The 19974-nt window shown below is 68.6% G+C and carries 24 protein-coding genes and 1 pseudogene; 14 read left to right on the forward strand and 11 right to left on the reverse strand.

Features of this window, described 5'->3' with window-relative positions:
• The coding region (locus tag EV644_RS45910; RefSeq protein WP_206751504.1) for a hypothetical protein at nt 1-204 on the reverse strand (204 nt) is incomplete at its 3' end.
• Nucleotides 205-498: 294 nt separating this feature from the next.
• The gene (locus tag EV644_RS28325) at nt 499-1446 is read right to left on the reverse strand and encodes a LuxR C-terminal-related transcriptional regulator (protein WP_132192016.1); all 948 of its coding nucleotides are present in this window, start codon (nt 1444-1446) and stop codon (nt 499-501) included.
• A gap of 168 nt (nt 1447-1614) precedes the next feature.
• Here EV644_RS28325 and EV644_RS28330 point away from each other — a divergent pair, with 168 nt between their 5' ends.
• The 4 genes from EV644_RS28330 (at nt 1615) to EV644_RS28350 (ending at nt 4186) form a co-directional block, all read left to right on the forward strand.
• Nucleotides 1615-1857, forward strand: a complete 243-nt coding sequence (locus tag EV644_RS28330) for a hypothetical protein (RefSeq protein WP_132192017.1) — start codon at nt 1615-1617, stop codon at nt 1855-1857.
• The gene (locus tag EV644_RS28335) at nt 1830-2234 is read left to right on the forward strand and encodes a hypothetical protein (protein ID WP_132192018.1); all 405 of its coding nucleotides are present in this window, start codon (nt 1830-1832) and stop codon (nt 2232-2234) included. The genes EV644_RS28330 and EV644_RS28335 overlap by 28 nt, the downstream gene beginning before the upstream one ends.
• A gap of 590 nt (nt 2235-2824) precedes the next feature.
• Complete coding sequence (locus tag EV644_RS28345; RefSeq protein WP_241998919.1) at nt 2825-3598, forward strand: DinB family protein; 774 nt, start codon at nt 2825-2827, stop codon at nt 3596-3598.
• Nucleotides 3599-3616: 18 nt separating this feature from the next.
• Nucleotides 3617-4186 carry a hypothetical protein gene (locus EV644_RS28350; RefSeq protein ID WP_132192020.1) on the forward strand — a complete coding sequence of 190 codons (570 nt, stop codon included), beginning with the start codon at nt 3617-3619 and terminating at the stop codon, nt 4184-4186.
• 415 nt (nt 4187-4601) lie between these two features.
• Here EV644_RS28350 and EV644_RS28355 read toward each other — a convergent pair whose 3' ends face one another.
• Both EV644_RS28355 and EV644_RS28360 read right to left on the reverse strand, forming a co-directional pair.
• A complete protein-coding gene (locus EV644_RS28355) occupies nt 4602-5060 on the reverse strand; it encodes a hypothetical protein (RefSeq protein WP_132192021.1) in 459 nt (152 codons plus the stop codon).
• Between the two features lie 692 nt (nt 5061-5752).
• The gene (locus EV644_RS28360; RefSeq protein ID WP_132192197.1) at nt 5753-6718 is read right to left on the reverse strand and encodes a DUF389 domain-containing protein; all 966 of its coding nucleotides are present in this window, start codon (nt 6716-6718) and stop codon (nt 5753-5755) included.
• A gap of 106 nt (nt 6719-6824) precedes the next feature.
• Here EV644_RS28360 and EV644_RS28365 point away from each other — a divergent pair, with 106 nt between their 5' ends.
• Complete coding sequence (locus tag EV644_RS28365) at nt 6825-8231, forward strand: APC family permease (RefSeq protein WP_132192022.1); 1407 nt, start codon at nt 6825-6827, stop codon at nt 8229-8231.
• On the opposite strand, the gene EV644_RS28370 is transcribed toward EV644_RS28365, so the two are convergent.
• Nucleotides 8224-9405 (reverse strand): Cmx/CmrA family chloramphenicol efflux MFS transporter, encoded by a 1182-nt coding sequence (locus EV644_RS28370; protein WP_132192023.1) that lies wholly within the window; start codon nt 9403-9405, stop codon nt 8224-8226. The two genes, EV644_RS28365 and EV644_RS28370, sit on opposite strands and share 8 nt — an antisense overlap.
• A 209-nt stretch (nt 9406-9614) precedes the next feature.
• Here EV644_RS28370 and EV644_RS28375 point away from each other — a divergent pair, with 209 nt between their 5' ends.
• A complete protein-coding gene (locus EV644_RS28375; protein ID WP_132192024.1) occupies nt 9615-10235 on the forward strand; it encodes a rhomboid family intramembrane serine protease in 621 nt (206 codons plus the stop codon).
• Between the two features lie 88 nt (nt 10236-10323).
• Nucleotides 10324-10764 carry a GNAT family N-acetyltransferase gene (locus EV644_RS28380; protein WP_132192025.1) on the forward strand — a complete coding sequence of 147 codons (441 nt, stop codon included), beginning with the start codon at nt 10324-10326 and terminating at the stop codon, nt 10762-10764.
• A 6-nt stretch (nt 10765-10770) separates the two neighbouring features.
• Here EV644_RS28380 and EV644_RS47865 read toward each other — a convergent pair.
• Nucleotides 10771-11693 (reverse strand): annotated as a pseudogene (locus EV644_RS47865) (serine/threonine dehydratase).
• A gap of 154 nt (nt 11694-11847) precedes the next feature.
• Here EV644_RS47865 and EV644_RS28390 point away from each other — a divergent pair.
• Nucleotides 11848-13731 (forward strand): propionyl-CoA synthetase, encoded by a 1884-nt coding sequence (locus tag EV644_RS28390; RefSeq protein ID WP_132192027.1) that lies wholly within the window; start codon nt 11848-11850, stop codon nt 13729-13731.
• 79 nt (nt 13732-13810) lie between these two features.
• Here the strand turns inward: EV644_RS28390 and EV644_RS28395 are convergent, their stop codons facing one another.
• Entirely contained in the window at nt 13811-13990 is a 180-nt protein-coding gene (locus tag EV644_RS28395; RefSeq protein WP_132333406.1) for a hypothetical protein, read from the reverse strand.
• 69 nt (nt 13991-14059) lie between these two features.
• Between EV644_RS28395 and EV644_RS28400 the strand changes: the two genes are divergently transcribed.
• From EV644_RS28400 to EV644_RS28415, 4 genes are all read left to right on the forward strand, one after another.
• A complete protein-coding gene (locus EV644_RS28400; RefSeq protein ID WP_132192029.1) occupies nt 14060-14482 on the forward strand; it encodes a VOC family protein in 423 nt (140 codons plus the stop codon).
• Nucleotides 14483-14567: 85 nt separating this feature from the next.
• Complete coding sequence (locus EV644_RS28405) at nt 14568-15224, forward strand: SDR family oxidoreductase (RefSeq protein WP_132192030.1); 657 nt, start codon at nt 14568-14570, stop codon at nt 15222-15224.
• Nucleotides 15225-15275: 51 nt separating this feature from the next.
• Complete coding sequence (locus EV644_RS28410; protein WP_132192031.1) at nt 15276-15713, forward strand: OsmC family protein; 438 nt, start codon at nt 15276-15278, stop codon at nt 15711-15713.
• A gap of 2 nt (nt 15714-15715) precedes the next feature.
• Entirely contained in the window at nt 15716-16081 is a 366-nt protein-coding gene (locus tag EV644_RS28415; RefSeq protein WP_132192032.1) for a YciI family protein, read from the forward strand.
• Between the two features lie 70 nt (nt 16082-16151).
• Here the strand turns inward: EV644_RS28415 and EV644_RS28420 are convergent, their stop codons facing one another.
• Genes EV644_RS28420 through EV644_RS28435 form a run of 4 tightly spaced genes read right to left on the reverse strand, consistent with a single transcriptional unit; the run spans nt 16152 to nt 18489 of the window.
• Complete coding sequence (locus EV644_RS28420) at nt 16152-16922, reverse strand: SDR family oxidoreductase (protein ID WP_132192033.1); 771 nt, start codon at nt 16920-16922, stop codon at nt 16152-16154.
• Nucleotides 16919-17155: a hypothetical protein gene (locus EV644_RS28425; RefSeq protein WP_132192034.1), complete on the reverse strand. Its 237-nt coding sequence runs from the start codon at nt 17153-17155 to the stop codon at nt 16919-16921. Before EV644_RS28425 ends, EV644_RS28420 begins: the two co-directional genes overlap by 4 nt.
• Nucleotides 17156-17179: 24 nt before the next feature.
• Nucleotides 17180-18031 (reverse strand): hypothetical protein, encoded by an 852-nt coding sequence (locus EV644_RS28430; RefSeq protein ID WP_132192035.1) that lies wholly within the window; start codon nt 18029-18031, stop codon nt 17180-17182.
• Complete coding sequence (locus EV644_RS28435) at nt 18031-18489, reverse strand: Lrp/AsnC family transcriptional regulator (protein WP_132192036.1); 459 nt, start codon at nt 18487-18489, stop codon at nt 18031-18033. Before EV644_RS28435 ends, EV644_RS28430 begins: the two co-directional genes overlap by 1 nt.
• Nucleotides 18490-18583: 94 nt before the next feature.
• Here EV644_RS28435 and EV644_RS28440 point away from each other — a divergent pair, with 94 nt between their 5' ends.
• Nucleotides 18584-19429, forward strand: a complete 846-nt coding sequence (locus EV644_RS28440) for an LLM class flavin-dependent oxidoreductase (RefSeq protein WP_132192037.1) — start codon at nt 18584-18586, stop codon at nt 19427-19429.
• 33 nt (nt 19430-19462) lie between these two features.
• On the forward strand, nt 19463-19885 hold the full coding sequence (locus tag EV644_RS28445) for a nucleoside deaminase (RefSeq protein ID WP_132192038.1): 423 nt from the start codon (nt 19463-19465) through the stop codon (nt 19883-19885).
• The last annotated feature ends 89 nt before the right edge of the window (nt 19886-19974 follow it).

Raw genomic sequence — 19974 nt, forward strand, 5'->3', positions numbered from 1 at the left:
ACGATCAACCGGCCGATACGAATTCGCCATACCCAATACTCGAACGCCCACCCGGTGACCCACACCACCGCCACACCCATTTCTCAACAGGCTCTGCAGATCGCCAGCCAGCGAGCAACCCGCCAGCGGAGCCACGAGCCACGAGCCACGAGCCACCGACCAAACCCGCCAGCCGGCCAGGGCGGTGGCGGCGGGCATCTTCATGGCGAACAACCCGCCAGTGGTCGAACAACCTGCCAGTGGTCGCCCACGCCAGCCCCGAATCGGCATCACGACCACCCGCCCAGGCGAAATCCACCACCCACCGGGGCGAAACCCCACCCCGAGGGCCCGCGGCGGACCGACGGACAGGAAGTAGTCGCCGCACACACCACCCCGGCAGGCACTCCACGCCTGGGATCTCCGCGACGACCCCAGTACTTCCAGTTGTTCCGTACACCCCACCCCGAAAACATCGCCCCGACCCGGCTCAGACCTCTCCGCGGGTTATCGCGTACCTCAGGTGTCTTCGAGGAGGCGGCGGCGCTGGGCGTGGATGCCGGCCTGGAAGCGGGTGCGGGCGCCGAGGGTCTCCATCAGTTCGGCGACGCGACGGCCGACGGTCCGGCTGCTGAGCGCGAGCTGCCGGGCGATGGCGTCGTCCTTGAACCCGGCCGCGAGCAGCGTCATCAGGCGGGCGTCCAGCGGATCCATCCTGGCCGGTACGACGGGAACCGCCTGGTCCCAGAGCAGGGAGAACATCTCGATCAGCGCGTCCAGCAACGCACACGGGTGGACGACGAGCGCGCTGTCGACGAGCTGATCCACGGACAGCGGGAGCAGCGCGACCTTGCGGTCGAACACGGCGAGCTTCATCGGCAGCTGCGGATGCACCCGCGACGTCTCGCCCGCATCAGCCGCGCTGTAGGCCTCGTCGACTCCGCCGGGGACGTCCAGCGAGTCGGGGGAGTAGATGCCCTGAACGGTGACGCCCTCACGGAGCAGCCCGCGCACCGTGGGGTCGGACTGCCCGGGCCTTGACGCGTACGGCGGGCGGTCCAGCACCAGGAGCTGTTCCTGCGTGCCGTTGAGGAGCTGCGCGAACCGGGCGGCGATCGCCTCCTGCCCGACGATCACCTCGACCAGGTTCTCGGGGCGGTGCTGCTCCTGCGCCCGCAGTTCCGACAACATCACCCGCGCCTCCGCGCGAACCCGGTCGAGCTCGGCCCGGCGTACGGCGACCAGCGCGTCGACGGCCACGTCCGGCCGGGTCGGCAGCAACCGGATCGGCTGGTCCGCCGTGGTGGTCAGCAGGCCGAGTTGCTCGAGTCGCTCGACGGTCCCGGCCAGGTCGTCGAGGTCGCGGTCGAGGCGTTTGGCCAGGTCGGTGAGACAGCAGCCGGGGGCTGCCAGCAGGACCCGGTACGCCTCCTCGTCCGAGGGCGTCACTCCGAGGGATTCGAGCATGCAGCCTCCTGACCTGTTCCCGACATGTCCGGCATCCGTCACGCTATCTCGTGGCTCGGACAGCCCTGGATTCGATACCACTGCACACTGACCCCGCCCAGAGTTCGTGCCCTCCTCAGTGCCACTGTCGTCTTCGTCCTGTCGGCTGCTCCTGCCCAGGCGGTCCCGATGCCTGACGGCAGAACGCCGGCAGCGCAGTACGGCACCGAGAGCAGCGTCACGCTGCTGACCGGCGACAAGGTGACGTTGGGTGCTCCGGACGCCAAGGGCGACCCTGCGGTCCGGATCAAGCCGCGGACGCCGGGCACTGGCGCGTTCTCGGTACGCCGGGACGCGGGCCGGGTGAGCGTGATCCCAAGGACGTCGAGCCGCTGGTCCCGTCGGTGCTGGACCCCGCGCTGTTCGACGTGACCAGCCTGGTCGAAATGGGGTACTGCGACGCGCACCGGGCGGATCTCCCGGTCATCGTGCGGCAAGACGCCCGGTCAGTGGATCCGGGCGCGGTCCGGATCGAGCGCGAGTTGCCCAGCCTCGAGGCGAGCGCGGGGGTGCTGCCGAAGGACCGCGCGGCCGCACTCGGTGAACGACTTTCGGGACGACAGGCGGTCACCGGTAGATTCTGGCTCGATCGGCGGCTGAGCGCGACCGCTTTATCCGGGGCCACGGAAGCACCGCGGGACGCCTATCTCGATCAGGTGAGGGCGCCGGCCGCGTGGGAGCGCGGGCTGGACGGGCGCGGGGTGAAGGTCGCGGTGCTCGCCGGGGTATCGCGCCGGAGGCCGACCTGATCTCGGGCAAGGTGCTGGCCGGCGACGGTTTCGGTCAGGCGCCCTGGTGATCGCGGGGATGGAGTGGGCGCCGCGCAGGATGCCGACCTGGTCAACCTCAGGCTCAGCTCGCCGCCCGCTGACGGCGACGACCTCGTCTCTGAGGCGCTCGACAGGCTTTCCGCGACGACCGGCACGCTGCTCGTCGCGGCTGCCGGTAACCGCGGCAACCTCGGTGCGAACCCCGTACACGACCGGCAGCCGGGCGTTGCCGCCTCGGAGCTCACCGTCGGCGCGGGCAAGCAGGCGATCTTCTCCAGCGAGGGCCCGACCCGGGGGCACCTATCGCCTCAAGCCCGATCTGTCGGCGCCAGGCGTCAACCTCCTTGGTGCGCGAGCAGGAGCCCGCGAGGACGATCGAACAACACGCCCGCGCATCAGCAACCACCTACAGCCAGTACGTCGCCAACGGGCACACCACAACGCCTGCCTGACCCCGGCCTCTCCGGTCTTGGGCTGGCTCATCACACCCGCGACTGCCGGCCGACCCACGGGGTTGTATCTGATGCGGAGCGCTGACACTTTGTGGCGACTTGGCGCGGGTGGGGCGGGTGCGAAAGACCGCTTCGATGTGTGCTGAGTACGCCGAGAGTGACCAGTTCCGTGGTGCCCGCATCCGGTCGAGTGAGCTGGCCGGGCTCGAGATCCGCGATTGCGAGGTCAGCGGTCTGAAGATCGTCGATTGCTACGGGAGCGACGTGTCCCTGGGCGGCGACTTCGAGCGTGTTGTCGTCAACGACGTCGACGTGACTGCCTACGTCGAGGCCGAGCTCGACCGGCAGTACCCCACGCGGGCACTCGCGCGTGACGCCGTGTCCCCTGGCGACTACCGGGCTGTTTGGGATGCCATCGAGAGGATGTGGCAGGCGACGCTCGACCGCGCCCGGCTGTTGCCCGAGGCAAAGTTGCACGAGCAGGTCGACGGTGAGTGGTCGTACGTCGAGACCCAACGGCACCTGCTGCACGGTGGCGATGCCTGGCTCGGCAATGCCGTGCTCGAGGAGGAAGCGCCGTATCACCCGTTGGGCTTTCCCACCGGCGGGATGCCGCCGGAGGTGTCGGCGAAGCTCGGCCTCACTCTCGACGCCACCCCGACGCTCGACGAGGTGCTGGCGCCGCGGCTCGCCCGCATGGCCACGATGCGGCGTGTCGTCGACGGGCTCACCGAGGCAGAGCTCGATCGGGTCTGTGGTCGCAAGCCGGCGGACTCGTATCCCGACCAGGAGTACGTCGTGCGCCGCTGTCTCAAGGTGGTGTTCAAGGAAGAGGCCGAGCATCACCGTTATGCGGTGCGCGACCTCGCCGAGCTCGAGGCCGGTGCCTGAACCGGGTGAGGACGAGCGGTGTCCCAGGCTGTCTGGGCCTTGACAGCGCCCGGCGCGGCCGTAGCGTCGACTACTAGGTCAGCCAACAGGCTGGACCAAGGAGGGGGCATCATGAAACGAGCGGCAGGAATTGCGGCAGTTTTGGTGGTTGGAGGGGCGCTGGTGGGGGCGGCGCCGGCGGTGGCCGGCAGCCCGGCGCAGCATGCGGTCGAGGATGTGACCGGCGATCAGATCGTGTGTGAGTCGGCGACGTACACGATCACATCGGGCACGCTCAAGATCACGATCCACGAGGGCGCAAGTGCCTCGGGCAACTCGAACGTCACCGGAACGCTCACACCGCAAGCCGTTGTCGCCACCGACACGGCAGGCAACGTCTACAGCGTCCGCGGCGCGTTCTGGTTCGGAGGAGCATTCAACGCGCAACAAGACACGATGGTGTTCACCGACACCGGCAAGCTGCAGATTGTGAGCCGGGGCTCCGGGACCGTGGACAGCGTGAACGTGACGTCCCACGTCACGATCGTCAACGGCAACACCATCACGGAGTTCGAGGCCGACTTCGGCACCTGCGAGGAACCCGAGTAGTCCCGCCGAAACTGGTCCAGCGGTCAGCCAGCTCGAGGCCGACGGCCACGGTCACAATCCACTTCATCTGGTGATCCGGGTCCCCGTTTCGGGCACACGTGCCACGCCATACCGACCAGCATGCGATTGGCTCGGTATGGCGTGGCGATCCGGTGCTGATCGTTGCCTACAGCACCCAGTGGCCGCGTCCTGGCGCGGTAGCGCCTGCTCGGACCGGTACCTGAGCGCGCCACGACGGCGGGCGGAGGTCTGATTCCGCCCGCCGTCGTCACTAGTTGATCAGTTCCCGCGCGGCGCGATCCTACGGCCGCGGTCGCGGTCGTCGATCATCAGTTGACCGCACGGCTCGATGGTCTGGCCTCGGCCTCAATCGGCTCGACACCCTGGCCATGTAGACGTCGTCCCGCGAGATGTGTCACGGGCCTGTCAGGTGGACCGGAGGCAGATCGTCGCCGGTCAGCGTCAGGTCAAACGCGGCGGACAAGATGACGACATTCTGGTTGCCGGTACACGTGAGCGTGGAGATCGGCGCGATCGTCAACGAGCCGGTTGTCTGCCCGTTGCGCACGGGGAAGGTCCCGGTCGCGTTGACGTTGATCGTCTCGGTCTTGGGTACCCCGTTCACGGGGTTGCCGCTCTTGGTGAAGCATTGCGACGTTGTGTCGACGGTGCCGGTGAGGTTGAAGTCGACAGTCGTCACGGTGTTCCCGAGTCCGGCTGCCTTCCACTCGACGACAAGACTGTTGCCCTCCACGGTGGCCGTCGGGCCCTTGACGTAGTGCGGGCTGTCCGCCATCGCCGTCGACGCCCCCACCGCCGCCATGGTCAAAGCGGCGAAGAGTGTAGCCACCAGTGTGATCAGCTTCTTGCGCATGATTGCCCCTCAAAACTTCGAGATTCCTACTCGTGTTGCTGCACGAGATGTCAGCCAACAGCCCCGCTGATGACCGAATCCCCTCCCCCAGGAACATGAGTCGCTCGGGCGGTGCTCTACCCCGACCGCGCCCAAACCGAAGCACTCGCATCCACAGCGCTCAAGGGACGCGCCATCGCTTCTGTCGAACTGGGTCAGTGCTAGAGCCGATCGGGGTGCAGGCCGTGGGGGTCCGCGCGGCTGAGGGTGACCGAACCGTTGCGCCTCGGCAACGCGGCCGACTGCGATGCCCGCGGCTGCAGGTAACGGTGCGCGTTCCGGGGCTACTCCGGGTGCACGGTAGCCAGCCCGGACAGTCCGGTCACCGCAGCGTGCCCCCACGTTCACCGCCCCCACAGCGCCTAACCCGCTCAACGCCGCTCCTTACTCTACGCCTGGGTGCCCACCCTGAACACGAAGAGCCGAGGCGCGGAGTTGCTGACCGCGTTGTCGTCTGGCGGGGCATGAGCTGACGCGCCCGGTCCACAGTCGGTTGATGGCATGGGCGTGTTCTCCGCTCCGCTGCGCCCGCGCCACCACGTGTCGTGTTCGCGACATGTCCGGACTACGTCACCCTGGACCGTGGCCGGATTCCGTTGAATTGGGTACGACTGGACCACCGGGCGCGCGCGGACCGGACAGGGGACGCCCGGTCAAGCCTCGACGCGCGCGCCCGCCCCAGCTCTCTTCCCGGGTCCGTGCCGCAGGTAGAGCCGCCAGATCTGTCGCTGCAGGAGCAGGGTGATCACACCGGCGATCGTCATCCCGACCACGTTGATCCCGAGTTGCGCGGCCGATCCGGTGATCTGCTCCGGCGCCCAGAGCGCGATCGACAGGGCGAGATCGCCGGCGGCCGGGACCGTGGTGACCGAGATGAACACACCGACCAGCGCGTTCGAGCGACCGGCCGTCTGCGACAGGACACCGGCGCAGCCCGCCAGTACCGCGACGACGGCCGACCAGCGGTCGGGCCGCCAGATGAAGCCGGTCAACGGACGGGCAGCAGTCACGTCCCCCGTGTCGATCCAGCCGACCGCCCGGGCGAGCAGGGCGGCGAGAACCGTCAGGGCGATCGCCAGCAGAAAACCCTTGAACAGCAAGGCGATCGCCCGCACGCTCAGGTGGCCGGTCTTCAGCGCGATGCCGACCGCGAGCGCGGCGACCACGCCGAACTCCGGACCGACCACCATCGCGCCGACCACCAGGATGGCGGAATCGGTGATGACGGCAACGGCCGCGATCATCGTTGCGAGGGTGAGAAAGGCGTAGTACGACCACGAGCCGGCCGTCTCGCTGTACGCCTGGTCGACCACCGCGTCCCAGATCACCGCGTCGTCCGGTGCGCCCGGAGCGGCCTTCTCGGTGGCCCTGGCGTTGCGGGACGGAGCCGCGCCGACCTCGGTCACCGCGACGGAGCCCTCGTCGTACAGTCCTTGCTTCTTCAACCAGGACAGGATGTCCGAGGTCGCCTCGCGGGTGACGTCGCACTCGATCACGTCGCCCACCGGGCGGTGCGCGGCGCCCGGCAGCATCACGACGCTGGTCACCCGATCGTCGGCGACGAGCGTGTCCAGGACGCGGGTGGTGCGATCCGGTGGGACGATGAGACGTAGATGCATCACCCGGACATGCTGTCAGCCTTCTTCGGCAGGGGCACGCCGCAGGCCCGGGCCGGTGCTCCACGACTGTCATCGACTTGCTGGTTCGACGATCCAGGGAGGCAGGATGAGCGACATCGCGGCCAGGACCACCGAAGACCGTCCTGAGCTGAAACGGGTGATGGGCCCGGGACTGCTGCTGCTCTTCGTGGTCGGCGACATCCTCGGCACCGGCGTCTACGCGCTGACCGGCAAGGTGGCAGGCGAGGTCGGTGGCGCCGTCTGGCTGCCGTTCCTGTGCGCCTTCATCGTGGCGATGCTGACGGCAACGAGTTACCTCGAGCTGGTGACGAAGTACCCGAAGGCCGGTGGCGCCGCGGTCTACACGCACAAGGCGTTCGGCATCCACTTCCTCACCTTCCTGCTCACCTTCGCGGTGATGTGCTCGGGCCTGACGTCGGCCTCCAGCGCCTCCAAGGCGTTCGCGGCGAACTTCTTCTCGGCGGTGAAGCTCGACCCCGACCGCGGCTCGGTGCTGATGATCACCGCACTGGCGTTCATGGCGTTGATTGCCCTGGTCAACCTTCGGGGCGTCGGCGAGAGCGTCAAGGCGAACGTCGTACTGACCCTGGTCGAGCTGTCCGGTCTGCTGATCGTGATCGCGATCGGGGCCTGGGCGCTGTCCAACGGCGACGGCGACACCGCGCGGCTGACCGAGTTCAACACCCCGGACGGCGAGTCGCCGTTCGGCGCCGTCACCGCGGCGACCGCGCTCGCGTTCTTCGCGATGGTCGGCTTCGAGGACTCCGTCAACATGGCCGAGGAGACGAAGGACCCGGTCAAGATCTTCCCGAAGATCATGCTGACCGGCCTCACCATCACCGGCGTCATCTACGTGCTGGTCGCGATCTCGGCCGTCGCGCTCGTCTCGCCGGAGGAGCTCAACAAGGGCGCCACCCCGCTGCTGAAGGTGGTCGAGGCCGGCGCGCCGGACTTCCCGCTGCAGATCTTCGCCTGGATCACGATGTTCGCGGTGGCGAACTCGGCGCTGATCAACATGCTGATGGCCAGCCGTCTGCTGTACGGCATGTCGCACGAGAAGGTGCTGCCGGGTCCGCTCGGCCGCGTGCTGCACAAGCGCCGTACTCCGTGGGTCGCGATCGTGTTCACCACGCTGCTGGCGTTCTTCCTGATCGGGTACGCCGACCTCACCGCCCTGGGTGGTACGACGGCCCTCCTGCTGCTGTGCGTGTTCGCGATCGTCAACGTCGCGGTGCTCGTGCTGCGCCGCGACAAGGTGGAGCACAAGCACTTCCACGCGCCGACCGCGTTGCCGATCCTGGGCTGCATCCTCTGCGTCTACCTGGCCAGCCCGCTGTCCGGCCGGGCCTCGGCCGACTACGAGATCGCCGGCTGGCTGATGGTGATCGGTGTCGGTCTCTGGGCGATCACCTGGCTGCTGAACAAGTACGTCTTCAAGCGCAAGTCCGACTTCGACCCGAGCCACCTCGACCAGAGCGGCCCGGTCAACTGATCTTCGTGGGACGGGTCGTCGCCGTCCGGCGGAGCGGGAGCTGGGCGGCGAGGACGACGGTGCCGAGGGCAACCAGTCCGAGGGCTACGGCGATCCAGCCGAGCGCGCGGTAGCCGGCGCCCGCGTCGATGGCGAGACCGCCGAGCCAGGGACCGATGGTGATGCCGACGTTGAACGACGAGAAGTTGACCGCGGTCGCCAGCGTCGGCGCCTCCTCGGCCAGGCTGAACACCCGGGCGTTCAGCGCCGGGTTGGTGGCGAACCCGAAGCCGCCGAGCAGGAAGATCGCGCCGATGGCGACCACCGGCTCCGACGCCCAGATCGCCAGCACGGCCGAGAGCGCGACCACCCCGGTGATCCCGGCCGACAACGTCCGGAACGGGGTGGCGTCGGCATTCCGCCCGCCGATGGTGATCCCGATCAGCGAGCCCACGCCGTACAGGGCGAGGACGGCGGGGACCGCGCCGGACGGGAGACCGGTCGTCACGGTGAGCAGGGGAGCGAGGTAGCTGAAGATGACCAGGATCGCGGCGGTGACCAGGGCGGTGGTGCAGTACGACAACCACAGCCGGGGTTTCCACATCGCGCGGAGCTCGGAGACCATCCGGGGCGCGGTGCCGGGATCAGGACGACCGGGCGGGATCGTGGCGAGCACTCCCGCCATCGCCAGGACCGACATCAACGCGACTGCCCAGAACGCCGCCTGCCAGCCGAGGTGCTGACCGATCACCGTGCCCGCAGGAAGGCCGACGATGGTCGCGATGGTCAGGCCGCCGGCGACCACGCTCATCGCCCGGGCGCGGCTGTTCACCGGCACCAGCCCGACCGCCGTGACTGCGGCCACCGCCCAGAACCCCGCGTACACGAAGGCGCCGACGACGCGGGTGGCGAGCAGTACCGCGTAGTCCTGCGTAAGCGCGCCTGCGACGTGGGTGAGCGCGAAGATCGCCAGGAACACGAGCAGCGAGGTACGGCGGGGCCAGCGCAGGGTGACCACGGCCAGGATCGGAGCGCCGAGCAGCATGCCCACCGCGAAGGCGGAGATCAGCAGTCCGGCGGCGGGGATCGACACGTCCAGGTCCGTCGCGAGCTCGGGCAGCAGGCCCGCGAGCATCAGTTCGGACGTGCCCTGGGCGAAGATGGCGAGCCCGAGGACGTAGACCGCAATCGGCAACGCGAATCCCCCCTCCGGAATTGCGGTGTGTGGGCCGGGCGGTGTTCGCGACCGGCCTCCCAGTCTGTCGGACGCAGGCCCGACACGCACGGCCACAGTGGGATCACTCACCGCTGCTGCAGCTATTGACATCGGACCGGCCGCTTGACACACCGCCGGGAAACGCCGATCGGCCGGGGTCGTTTGGCCGGATCGGGCATGGTTGAGGCATGAGTTCCTCGACTCCCGCGCGGCGCGGCAGCAGCGTCGTGGATGGCGCGAAGATCAGCAGCGGAGTGAAGCTGCTGATCCTGCTCGTCGGGCTGATGTGGGTGAGCGAAGTCGTCGACACCGCGCTGAACGGCGAACTCGATCAGTACGGGATCATCGCCCGGCAGCCGGACGGCCTGTTCGGCATCGTCACCGCGCCGTTCCTGCACATGGGCTTCGGGCACCTCATCTCGAACACGCTGCCGCTGGTCACGCTGGGCCTGCTGATCGCGGTCAGCGGGGCGAAGCGGCTGGCCGCCGTGACGGCCATCATCGTCACCCTCGGAGGCTTCGGCACCTGGCTGATCTCGCCGCCGAACACGATCACGATCGGCGCCAGCGGGCTGGTCTTCGGGTACGCCGCCTATCTGATCGCGCGCGGCATCTTCAACCGCCGGATCAGCCAGGTGCTGATCGGCGTGGTCGTCGTGCTGGTCTGGGGGAGCGCCCTGCTCAGCGGCCTGCTCCCGCAGGACGGCATCTCCTGGCAGGGCCACCTCTTCGGCGGCATCGCCGGCATCTTCGCCGCCTGGGTTCTCGCCGACGACCGCCCGAAACACACCGCCGCACGACACGTCTGAGCCCCCGCTCGAGCTGCACCCGCCTCGTGCCCGCAGGGAATTGTGTATCGGGTTTGACTGGCTTGACTTGGTGTTGTTCGCTTGCGCGGTGCCGACTCTGCGGATCGAACAGCCGAGTGACGACGCCAGCCTCGAACAGTGGCGCCACGTCCACAACACGATCATCCCGACGGACCCGCTGTCCCTCGACGAGGTCCGCGAACGCGTCCGGCGCAACCGGCTCGCCGTCGCCTACGCCGGCGACGAGCTGGTCGGCTGCTCGACCGTGCGCCCGCCGAACGACGAGACGACCGCGGCGACGGTGATCGTCCGCATTCTCCCGGCCCACCGCCGCCAGGGCCTCGGCGAGCAGTTCTACGAGCACGAGCTGGCCGAGGCGAGGAAGCTCGACGCCGACGGGATCGAGACCATCATCCTCGCGTCCAACACCGACGGACTCCGGTTCGCCGAGTCGCACGGCTTCGTCGAGTTCGAGCGCTACGTCCTGCCGGGAGACACCATCCCGTTCATCACGCTGCGTCTCACCTGACCCAGGTCAGCCAAGCGTCGAAGGATCTGTGTTCGCCCCACAGATGACCGCGACGACCCGCTCGCCGTCCGCCGGCTGGTAGGCGCCGCTCAGCAACGCCGCGTAGCTCACCGCCGCGCCATGTTCGACCGCCAGGTGATACTCGTGCCACAACTCGTTGCGCGCAGCAACGATGGCGTCCTCGTCGACGAGCACAGACTGCACGGAGTGGGCCTTGACTGCCCCGAACGCGAGCTCTCCCAACCTGCGAGCCCCCAGCGAGTCAGCCGCCAGACCACCCACCTGTACGTCGACCCGTTCGCCGGCCGCCAGCGTCCGGGCGAGGGTGGGAGCCAGTTCGGGCTCGACCGCCACCACCTGGGCGCGGTCGCCGATCGCGGTGGCGATCCCGGCGATCAGCCCCCTCCTCCCACCGCGACGAGCACCGTGTCGAAGTCGTCGTCCAGGTCCTCGAGCAGTTCCAGCCCGATCGTTCCCTGCCCGGCCACGACCTCCGGCTGGTCGAAGGCGTGCACCAGCAAGGCACCGGACTCCTCGCACGCCACCACCGCGGCCTCGTACGCCTCGGCGTACTCGTTGCCGACCTGCACCACGTCCGCGTCGAGCGTCCGCAGCCGGGTCACCTTCGGGGCGGGCGCGTTCACCGGTACGAAGATCCGCGCCGGTACGCCGAGTTCGCGCGCGGCATAGGCGGCCGCGAGCCCGGCGTTGCCACCCGACGCGGCGACGACGCCCGGGCCCGTGAGCAGGCCCTGCTCCTTGGCCGAGAGCAGCCGGTTGAACGCGCCGCGCGGCTTGAACGACCCGACGTGCTGAAGGAGTTCCAGCTTGAGCGTCAGCGTCGGCGAAACCTGCAGCACCGGCGTACGCCGTACCCGACCGGCGATCCGCGCGGCGGCGCGCTGCACATCCTCACGAGTCACAGTCATGGCTCAACCCTGCCACGCCCCTTACAGCCGCCATCCACCGGTGGCTCAGGACGAGTGGCGGTTCAGACCACGGGCGGCTCGCGTCGTGGGCTGTTGCGGGGCTGCTGGATGGGTAAGACTGCCGGTGGTTTCATCGCGAGACGGAGGCATGCAGATGGGTGCGTACGACGAGACCTACCGCCGCAGCCTGGCGGATCCCGAGGGCTTCTGGCTGGAGGCGGCCGGCGCGATCTCCTGGACGCGACCACCGACCCGTGCGCTGGACGACTCGGCCGCGCCGCTCTACCGGTGGTTCCCGGACGGCGAGCTCAATACGTCGTACAACGCGCTCGACCGGCACGTCGAGGCCGGCAACGGCGACCGTACCGCGCTGATCTACGACTCGCCGGTCACCGGGACGACTCGCAGCTACACCTACCGCGCACTGCGGGACCAGGTCGCGCTCTTCGCGGGCGCGCTCAAGGAGCTGGGAGTCGGCAAGGGTGATCGGGTGATCGTGTACCTGCCGATGGTGCCCGAGGCCGTCATCACGATGCTCGCCTGCGCCCGGCTCGGGGCGATCCACTCGGTCGTGTTCGGCGGGTTCGCGCCGAAGGAACTGGCGGCCCGGATCGACGACGCGACGCCGAAGGTGATCGTGGCGGCGTCCTGTGGGATCGAGCCGACGCGGGTGGTCGAGTACAAGCCGATCATCGACGCCGCCCTCGAGCTCGCCACCCATCAGCCGGAGCGCACCGTGCTGCTGCAGCGCGAGATCGCGCCCGGGAAACTCGGAGAGCGCGATCTCGACTGGGAAACCGCGATCTCCGGGGTGACGCCGGTCGAGCCGGAGCCCGTCGCCGCCACCGATCCGCTATACATCCTCTACACCTCCGGCACGACCGGGAAGCCGAAGGGAGTCGTCCGCGACAACGGTGGTCACGCGGTCGCGCTGGCTTGGACGATGGGCGCGGTCTATGGCATCGGCCCGGGTGCCGTCTGGTGGACCGCCTCCGACGTCGGCTGGGTCGTCGGTCACTCCTACATCGTGTACGCGCCCCTGCTCGTCGGTGCGACCACGGTCCTCTACGAAGGAAAGCCGGTCGGTACTCCGGACGCCGGCGCGTTCTGGCGGGTGATCTCGCAGCACGGCGTGAAAGCGCTCTTCACCGCTCCGACCGCATTCCGCGCGATCAAGAAGGTCGATCCCGACGGCGGCGAAATCGCGAAGTACGACCTCGGCCGGTTCCAGACGCTCTTCCTGGCCGGGGAACGGCTCGACCCGGAGACCTACCACTGGGCGCACGACAAGCTCGGCGTTCCGGTCGTCGACCACTGGTGGCAGACGGAGACCGGCTGGCCGATCGTCGCCAACCCGCGCGGGCTCGAGCCGCTGCCGGTGAAGCCCGGGTCGGCGACGGTGCCGCTGCCGGGTTGGGACGTGCAGATCCTCGACGCCGGGGGCGTTCAGCAGGCCGCGGGGGAGGAGGGGGCGATCGCGATCAGGCTGCCGCTCCCGCCGGGTGCGCTGCCGACGCTGTGGGGCGACGATGCGCGCTACATCGACAACTACCTGAGCCGGTACGACGGGTACTACCTGACGGGTGACTCCGGCTACATCGATGCCGACGGCTATGTCTTCGTGATGGGGCGGACCGACGACGTCATCAACGTCGCCGGTCACCGCCTGTCCACCGGGAGCATGGAAGCCGTGCTCGCCGCCCATCCCGCGGTCGCGGAGTGCGCCGTGATCGGGGTCCACGACGCACTCAAGGGACAGTTGCCGCGCGGACTCGTCGTACTCAAGGCCGGTGTCACCATCGACCCGGAGACCTTGCGGGACGAACTGGTCGCCGCCGTACGCCGAGACATCGGCCCGGTCGCCGCCTTCCGTGAGGTCTCGGTCGTCGAGGCCCTGCCGAAGACCAGGTCGGGCAAGATCCTCCGCAAGACCATGCGCGGTATCGCCGACGGCCGCGACGAGCCCGTTCCCTCCACCATCGAGGACGCGACCGTGCTCGAGGCCCTACGCCCGATCCTCCGGCACTCCGGCGACTAGGACCGCGTAGGTCATCGACATGAGGGCGGAACCTGTTCGATCAGACGAACGGCTGGAACGGCGTACCGGCAGCGGGTGATCACGTCTTCGTCGTCACCCACGAGGCGCCGACGAACTGGGAGTATGCGGACACCGCACCGTTCACGTTCGTCACCGACGGGGTCGAAGCCGCGATCAAGCAGGCGGCGCCATGGAACCCGGCGACAACGTGACGCTCGGCAACCCGTCCCGCGTGGCCCAAGGCAACCGTGTCACGCACCTGCTTTCTACGACGTCGAACACTGATCATGGACACCACGAACCTGCAGGACGCCAGACCATCAGGGAGATGACCGTGCGCACCTTGCTCGTCGGACTCCGCGTCACCGACCTGGATCGCTCTCGCAGGTTCTACCAGGCACTCGGCTACACCGTCGTCGGAACCGTTCCCGACACCCCGTTCGGCTCTCTGACCATGCTCCAGTTGCCGGACGACCCGTTCGTCACCGTCGAGCTCGCGCACGATCCTGCCCGGCCGGTCACCGAGACCGGCGGCCTCAACCACCTCGCCATCCAGACGGACGACCTGCACGCCACCATCGCCACCCTGGCCGCCCACGGCATCCAGACCGATCCGGCGCGGCCGACCGCCGGTCCCGATGACCCGCTGGTCACCATGGTGCGCGACCCCGACGGCTACCTGATCGAGCTCGTCCAGTGGCCGGAAGGACACGCCGACGGAATGACCGCCGAGGACTTCAGGAGCGGGTGACCGTTGGCTGCCGATCCCGGTGCCCAGGGGGACGCCGGGGCCCGGACCCTCACGGTCGGGCGGGCGGTGACCTAGGCTCGGGAGCATGCGAGTCGTGATTGCTGGTGGACATGGACAGATCGCCCTGCGGCTGACGAAGATCCTGGCCGCTGACGGGCATGAGGTGGTCGGGCTGGTGCGGAACCCCGAGCACGAGGCCGACATTGCCGCGGCGGGTGGCGAGGCCGCAGTACTGGATCTCGAGAAGGCCGACCTCGACCCGGTCGTCGCGGTGCTGTCCGGTGCCGACGTCGCGATCTTCTCCGCGGGTGCGGGCCCGGGCAGCGGGGTCGAGCGCAAGGAGACGGTCGACAAGGGCGCCGCGGTGCTGCTGGCGGATGCGGCCGAGCGGGCCGGAGTACGGCGGCACCTGCAGGTCAGCTCGATGGGCGCGGACAACTTCGGTGAGCTTGACCCGAACGACCAGTTCACGATCTACCTGCGGGCGAAGAAGGCGGCCGAGGACGATCTGCGGTCCCGGGACCTGGACTGGACGGTCGTGCGGCCGGGTGGGCTCACCAACGACCCGGGCACCGGCAAGGTGCTGCTCGACGACAAGACCGGGTACGGCCGGATCAGCCGTGACGACGTGGCGCTCGTGCTGGCCGGACTCTGCTCCAATCCCGCCTCGATCGGCCGCACGCTGGAACTGATCGCCGGCGACACCCCGGTCGACGAGGCCCTGAACAACCTCGCAAGCTGATCTACTGAAGCTGACCCTTTACGTTGCCGACGGCAACAGATTGAGATGGACATGGGCGACGACTCTCTCCGCCAGGTGCAGTTCGAGCGCACGGCCAACAACAAGTACGAGGTGCGCAACGTGCGCGGCGGCAGCATCTCGGTGGGATCCGGCAGTGACACCGACTTCACCCCGGTGGAGCTGTTCCTGGCCTCGATCGGCGTCTGCTCGGCGATCGACGTGGACACGGTGACCAGCCGCCGGGCCGAGCCGACCGAGTTCCGCGCGGTGGTCCGCGGCGACAAGCTCCGCGACCCTGAGCAGGGCAACCGGATGGAGGACCTCGTGGTCGAGTTCACCATCCGCTTCCCCGAGGGCGAGGACGGCGACAAGGCGCGTGAGGCGCTGCCGCGGGCGCTGAAGATGTCGCACGACCGGCTCTGCACGGTCAGCCGCACGGTGGAGATCGGTACGCCGGTCACCGCCCGGCTGGTCGACGAGACGGAGTGAGCATGCAGTTCCTGCTGCTGATCTGTGCCGACGTCTCACTCGTCCCCGACGACGCGTTCGCGAGGGGCTGCGAGGGCTGGACCGAGGAGATGCTCGAGCGCGGAGTCCTCAAGGACGGCGGCACCGGGCTGCACGCACACGCGAGTGCCCGGACCGTCCGGGTCCGGCCGACGGAGGAAGGCGATGAGGTGTCGATCACCGACGGCCCGTTCGCCGAGACCAAGGAACTGATCGGCGGCACCTGCATCCTCGAGTGCGCCACCCTGGACGAAGCCGTTGCCCACGCCGCCCGCCACCCCTCAGCCCGCTACGGCGCGATCGAAGTCCGCCCCATCTGGGACCCCACCACCCCGCCGCCCTGGAGCTGACCCAGCCCCACCACCACCGGCCTGAAGATCAGCGGCGCCATCGTCGACGAGGTGGTGCTTTTCATCGCACCTAAGCGGATGGGGTGAGGAACTCTCGGACTCCTCGGAGGTGGGTCTTGAGGAGGTGCTGGGTTTTCGTGCTGTCTAGGCGGATGTCCGAGGGGTTCGATCCGGCGGGGAGCTTCGTCGGGGCGAGTCCTTCGTGTACTGCGATCAACTGGCCGAGTTCGTGGCGGCTGACCGCGTCTGCTCCACCGACATGCGCGATGCCGGTGTGACCCGACTCGAGTAGTTCGAGCAATGCGTTGGCGAGGTCGGTGACGTGGATTGGGCACCGGATGTTGTCGGTGTAGAGCGCCCCCGGCCCACCCTCGACGAGCGCCCGCACCAGTCGCTCGATCCGCCCGCCACCCACGATGAGCGAAGTACGGGCGATCACCGCGCTCGGATCGACCGCCCGGACCGCGGTCTCGGCCGCCGCCTTCGCAGCGCCGTACGGCGTGATCGGATCCGGGACCGCCTCCTCGTCGTACGGGCTGTCCTTCCCGGAGAACAACGCGTCACTCGACACATGCACCAGCCGGATCCCACGCGCCGCGATCGCCACGTTCGCAGCCCCGTCGGCCGTCGTCACCCAGTCGGACTGCAGATACGCGGTATGGATGATCGCGTCCGGCCGAACCTCCCGGACAGCAGCCTCCACCTCATCCCGCCGCCGCACATCAACCCGCACTCCACCCTCCACCGGCACACTGTTGTAACAAGCAACAACCTCATGCCGCGCAACCCGCCGGATCTCCCGCCCCAACTCCCCGGACCCACCCGTCACCAGAATCCTCATCTGCTGCTCACCTCCTGGAATCGGGCCCGAAGCTCCGGAGCCGATTCGCCGAGCACGTACGAGGCGAGGACCAACTCCAGGAGGACGCCGTCGTACTCGTCGTCGGCCTTCTTGTAGCGGCAGGCCTCGGCTGACCAACTGCGCTCAGGCAATGCCGGCAACGGGTGCGGGGCAACGATCGGGAGAAGCGGGTGGGTGAACGAGGACCGGGTGACACGCTGGCGGGCATGCATGAGGTGATCCTAGGGCGGGTGGTGTCAGGGGCGGAGGATGTGGCGGGTCAGGTGCCAGCTGGGGGTTCGGGTGGAGCGGCGGACTTCGGGGGCGGTGCGGATCTTGCGTGGGGACGTCCAGGACTGGGACGGCTTGTGAAGGGTCCAGCCGGCGCCGATGGTGATCGCCGCGTGCTGGACCAGGCGGTTGTCGTCACGCCAGACGAGGACAGTGCCCGGTACGTCGTCCCGCCCGCCGCGGGTGGTGTTGTCGGCCAGCCACTGGTCGAAGGGCTCCCGCTGCATCCAGGTGTCAGCCGCTCCTCCGACACCCGCGGCCGCCATCACCGTGCCGAAGCAGTTCGGCCCGCTGCCGTCGGGAAACGTGCCGGCCAGTTCGCGAGCGCGCGGTAGGAGCGGTGCCGCCGACGCCCAAACAGACTCCGGTACGTCGCGGTGGTGGCTCGGGCCGAGGGCTTCGCTCACGATGCGAGGCAATACATCGGCGGCCGTGTCCCGCAGCAGCGACTTCCACCAGACGAAGCGATGCCCGTCGGCCTGCAGGCGGATCTCCGGCCCGAATACATCGCGCCACGCCCTGACGGTCGGCACACTCCCACGCTCATGGACCACCTGCGCTCTCACCAGGCCGGCCCGGGTCTTGCGCGGCAGCTCCATGAAGGTCGACTCGTCCAGCCAGACGGACCTCAGCCGCCCGTCGACGCCGTACGAGTGATAGGTGTCCCGCTGCTGACGGTCAGGCTCGGTGTCATCCTGCGCCAGACCCCACAGAGCGATCTGCTTGGCGGTCAGGTAGAACGGCTGCCGATCCGGCGCGAGCCACTCGATCCACTGGTGAAGGAGTGCGCGGGAGACCTCGATCCCGAGGACCTCCATCAGAGCTCCGGCGGTGGCGCCTGCGGTCCGCGGTACGGCTGGGTCTCGCTGTAGACGAGGTTCGTCGTGGTACTGCCGAACTCGGTCAGCTCGTTCACCAAGTGCTCCAGATGCGCCATCGACCCGGCCGCGACCTTCAACGTGTAGCAGTCGTCGCCCGTGGTCCGCAGGCACTCGAGGATCTCGAACCGCTCTTCCAGCAGTTTGTGCAGAGGGCCGTGCTTGTTCCCCGGATACTTCAGCCGTACGACGGCCAGCACGGGGAATCCCACCTTCGTCAGGTCCACGTCCGCGCGATAGCCGCTGATCACGCCGATCGACTCCAGCCGCTTCACCCGCTCGGTGGTCGCCGAGGGGCTGAGGTTCACCCGGCGGCCGAGCTCGGTCAGCGAGATCCGCCCGTCCTGTTGGACCTCGACCAGGATGGCCCAGTCGGTCGGATCGAGAGTCTCGGTCATTCGGCCAAGATACCGGGGAATCCACGGCCGAACACCCGCTTTTCGGCGAGGAGTCTCTTCAACCAGGACGTTCCGGCTGGATAGCCTGATTGGCGTGGAAATCGGTGTGAACGTCCCCAACTTCGGCCCCGGAACCAACCCCGGCCGGCTCCGCGACTGGGCCCGCACGGTGGAAGGACTCGGCTACGACCTGCTGATGGTGTCCGACCACGTCGCGGTGACACCTGACGTGGCGGAGCAGTACCCGGCGCCCTTCTACGAGCCCTTCACCACGTTGAGCTGGCTCGCCGGAGTCACCGGCACCATTCGCCTCGGGACCACCGTGCTCATCGCGCCGTACCGGCACCCGCTGCTGGTGGCCCGGATGGCCGCCAACCTCAATCAGCTCAGCGGCGGCCGGCTCGTGCTGGGGATGGGCGTCGGTTGGGCGCGGCAGGAGTTCGAGGCGCTCGGCATCGATTTCACCCGCCGGGGGAAGCTCACCGACGAGCTTCTCCGCGACATCCGGAAGGCGTGGGAGAACGACGAGGACTACCGCAGCGGCGACATCCCGATCTGGGTCGGAGGACGCGGCGACGCCGGACTCCGTCGTACGGTCCGGTATGGCGACGCGTGGCATCCGTTGCGCGAGCGGGTCGACTGGATGCGCGGGGCACTCGATCGGCTGAAGGCCCTCGCGGACGAGGAAGGCCGGCCGGTACCGGGATTCGCGCCACGGATCCTGCTGCGCCTGACGGACGAGCCGGTCGCTGACGACATACGAGTCGCTGGTGAAGGCTCGATCGATCAGGTGATGGGAGATCTCGACGAACTCCGCCTGCTCGGTGCCGAGGCCGTCGTACTGGATCCGTTCGTCGGCGACCCGGCGGAGACCGAAGGTCCCGAACACGCATGGCAGGCGCTCGCGACCGTCGCGGCCGCCTGGAAAGACCTGCACTGAACCAAGACGGGAACATCAATGATGGGAGCAGCAGTGACAGCACGGGACGACCTCCTGCGCCGGGCGATCGAGCTCGCGGCAACGGCTCGAAAGTCCGGCAACCCGCCCTTCGGCTCGCTACTCGCCGGGCCTGACGGCACGGTGATCGCCGAGGACCACAACACCTCGATCACGGACAATGACATCAGCGCCCATCCCGAGCTCAAACTCGCCAAGTGGGCCGCGGCCAACCTGGACCCGGAGACGGCAGCCGGCACGACCATGTACACCAGTTGCCAGCCGTGCGGCATGTGCGCCGGCGCGATCGAACGCTCCGGCCTGGGCCACGTCGTCTACGCCCTGTCCGGCGACCAACTGAACGCCCTCAAACCCGGCGGCCCGTTCCCCGCGGTCCCACAGGAAGGCCCGAACCTGTACGACGAGGCCCGCGTCCCGGTGGACGGCTACTACAACTGACCTCTCTCACCCGGTGGACCCCAGGGCGGGTGAACTCGCCCGGGGACCCGTGGGCTGGCAAGGTATGCCGCGAGCCGGGTGAGAGGAGG

This window comes from Kribbella orskensis (genome assembly GCF_004342085.1).
GTDB lineage: Bacteria > Actinomycetota > Actinomycetes > Propionibacteriales > Kribbellaceae > Kribbella > Kribbella orskensis.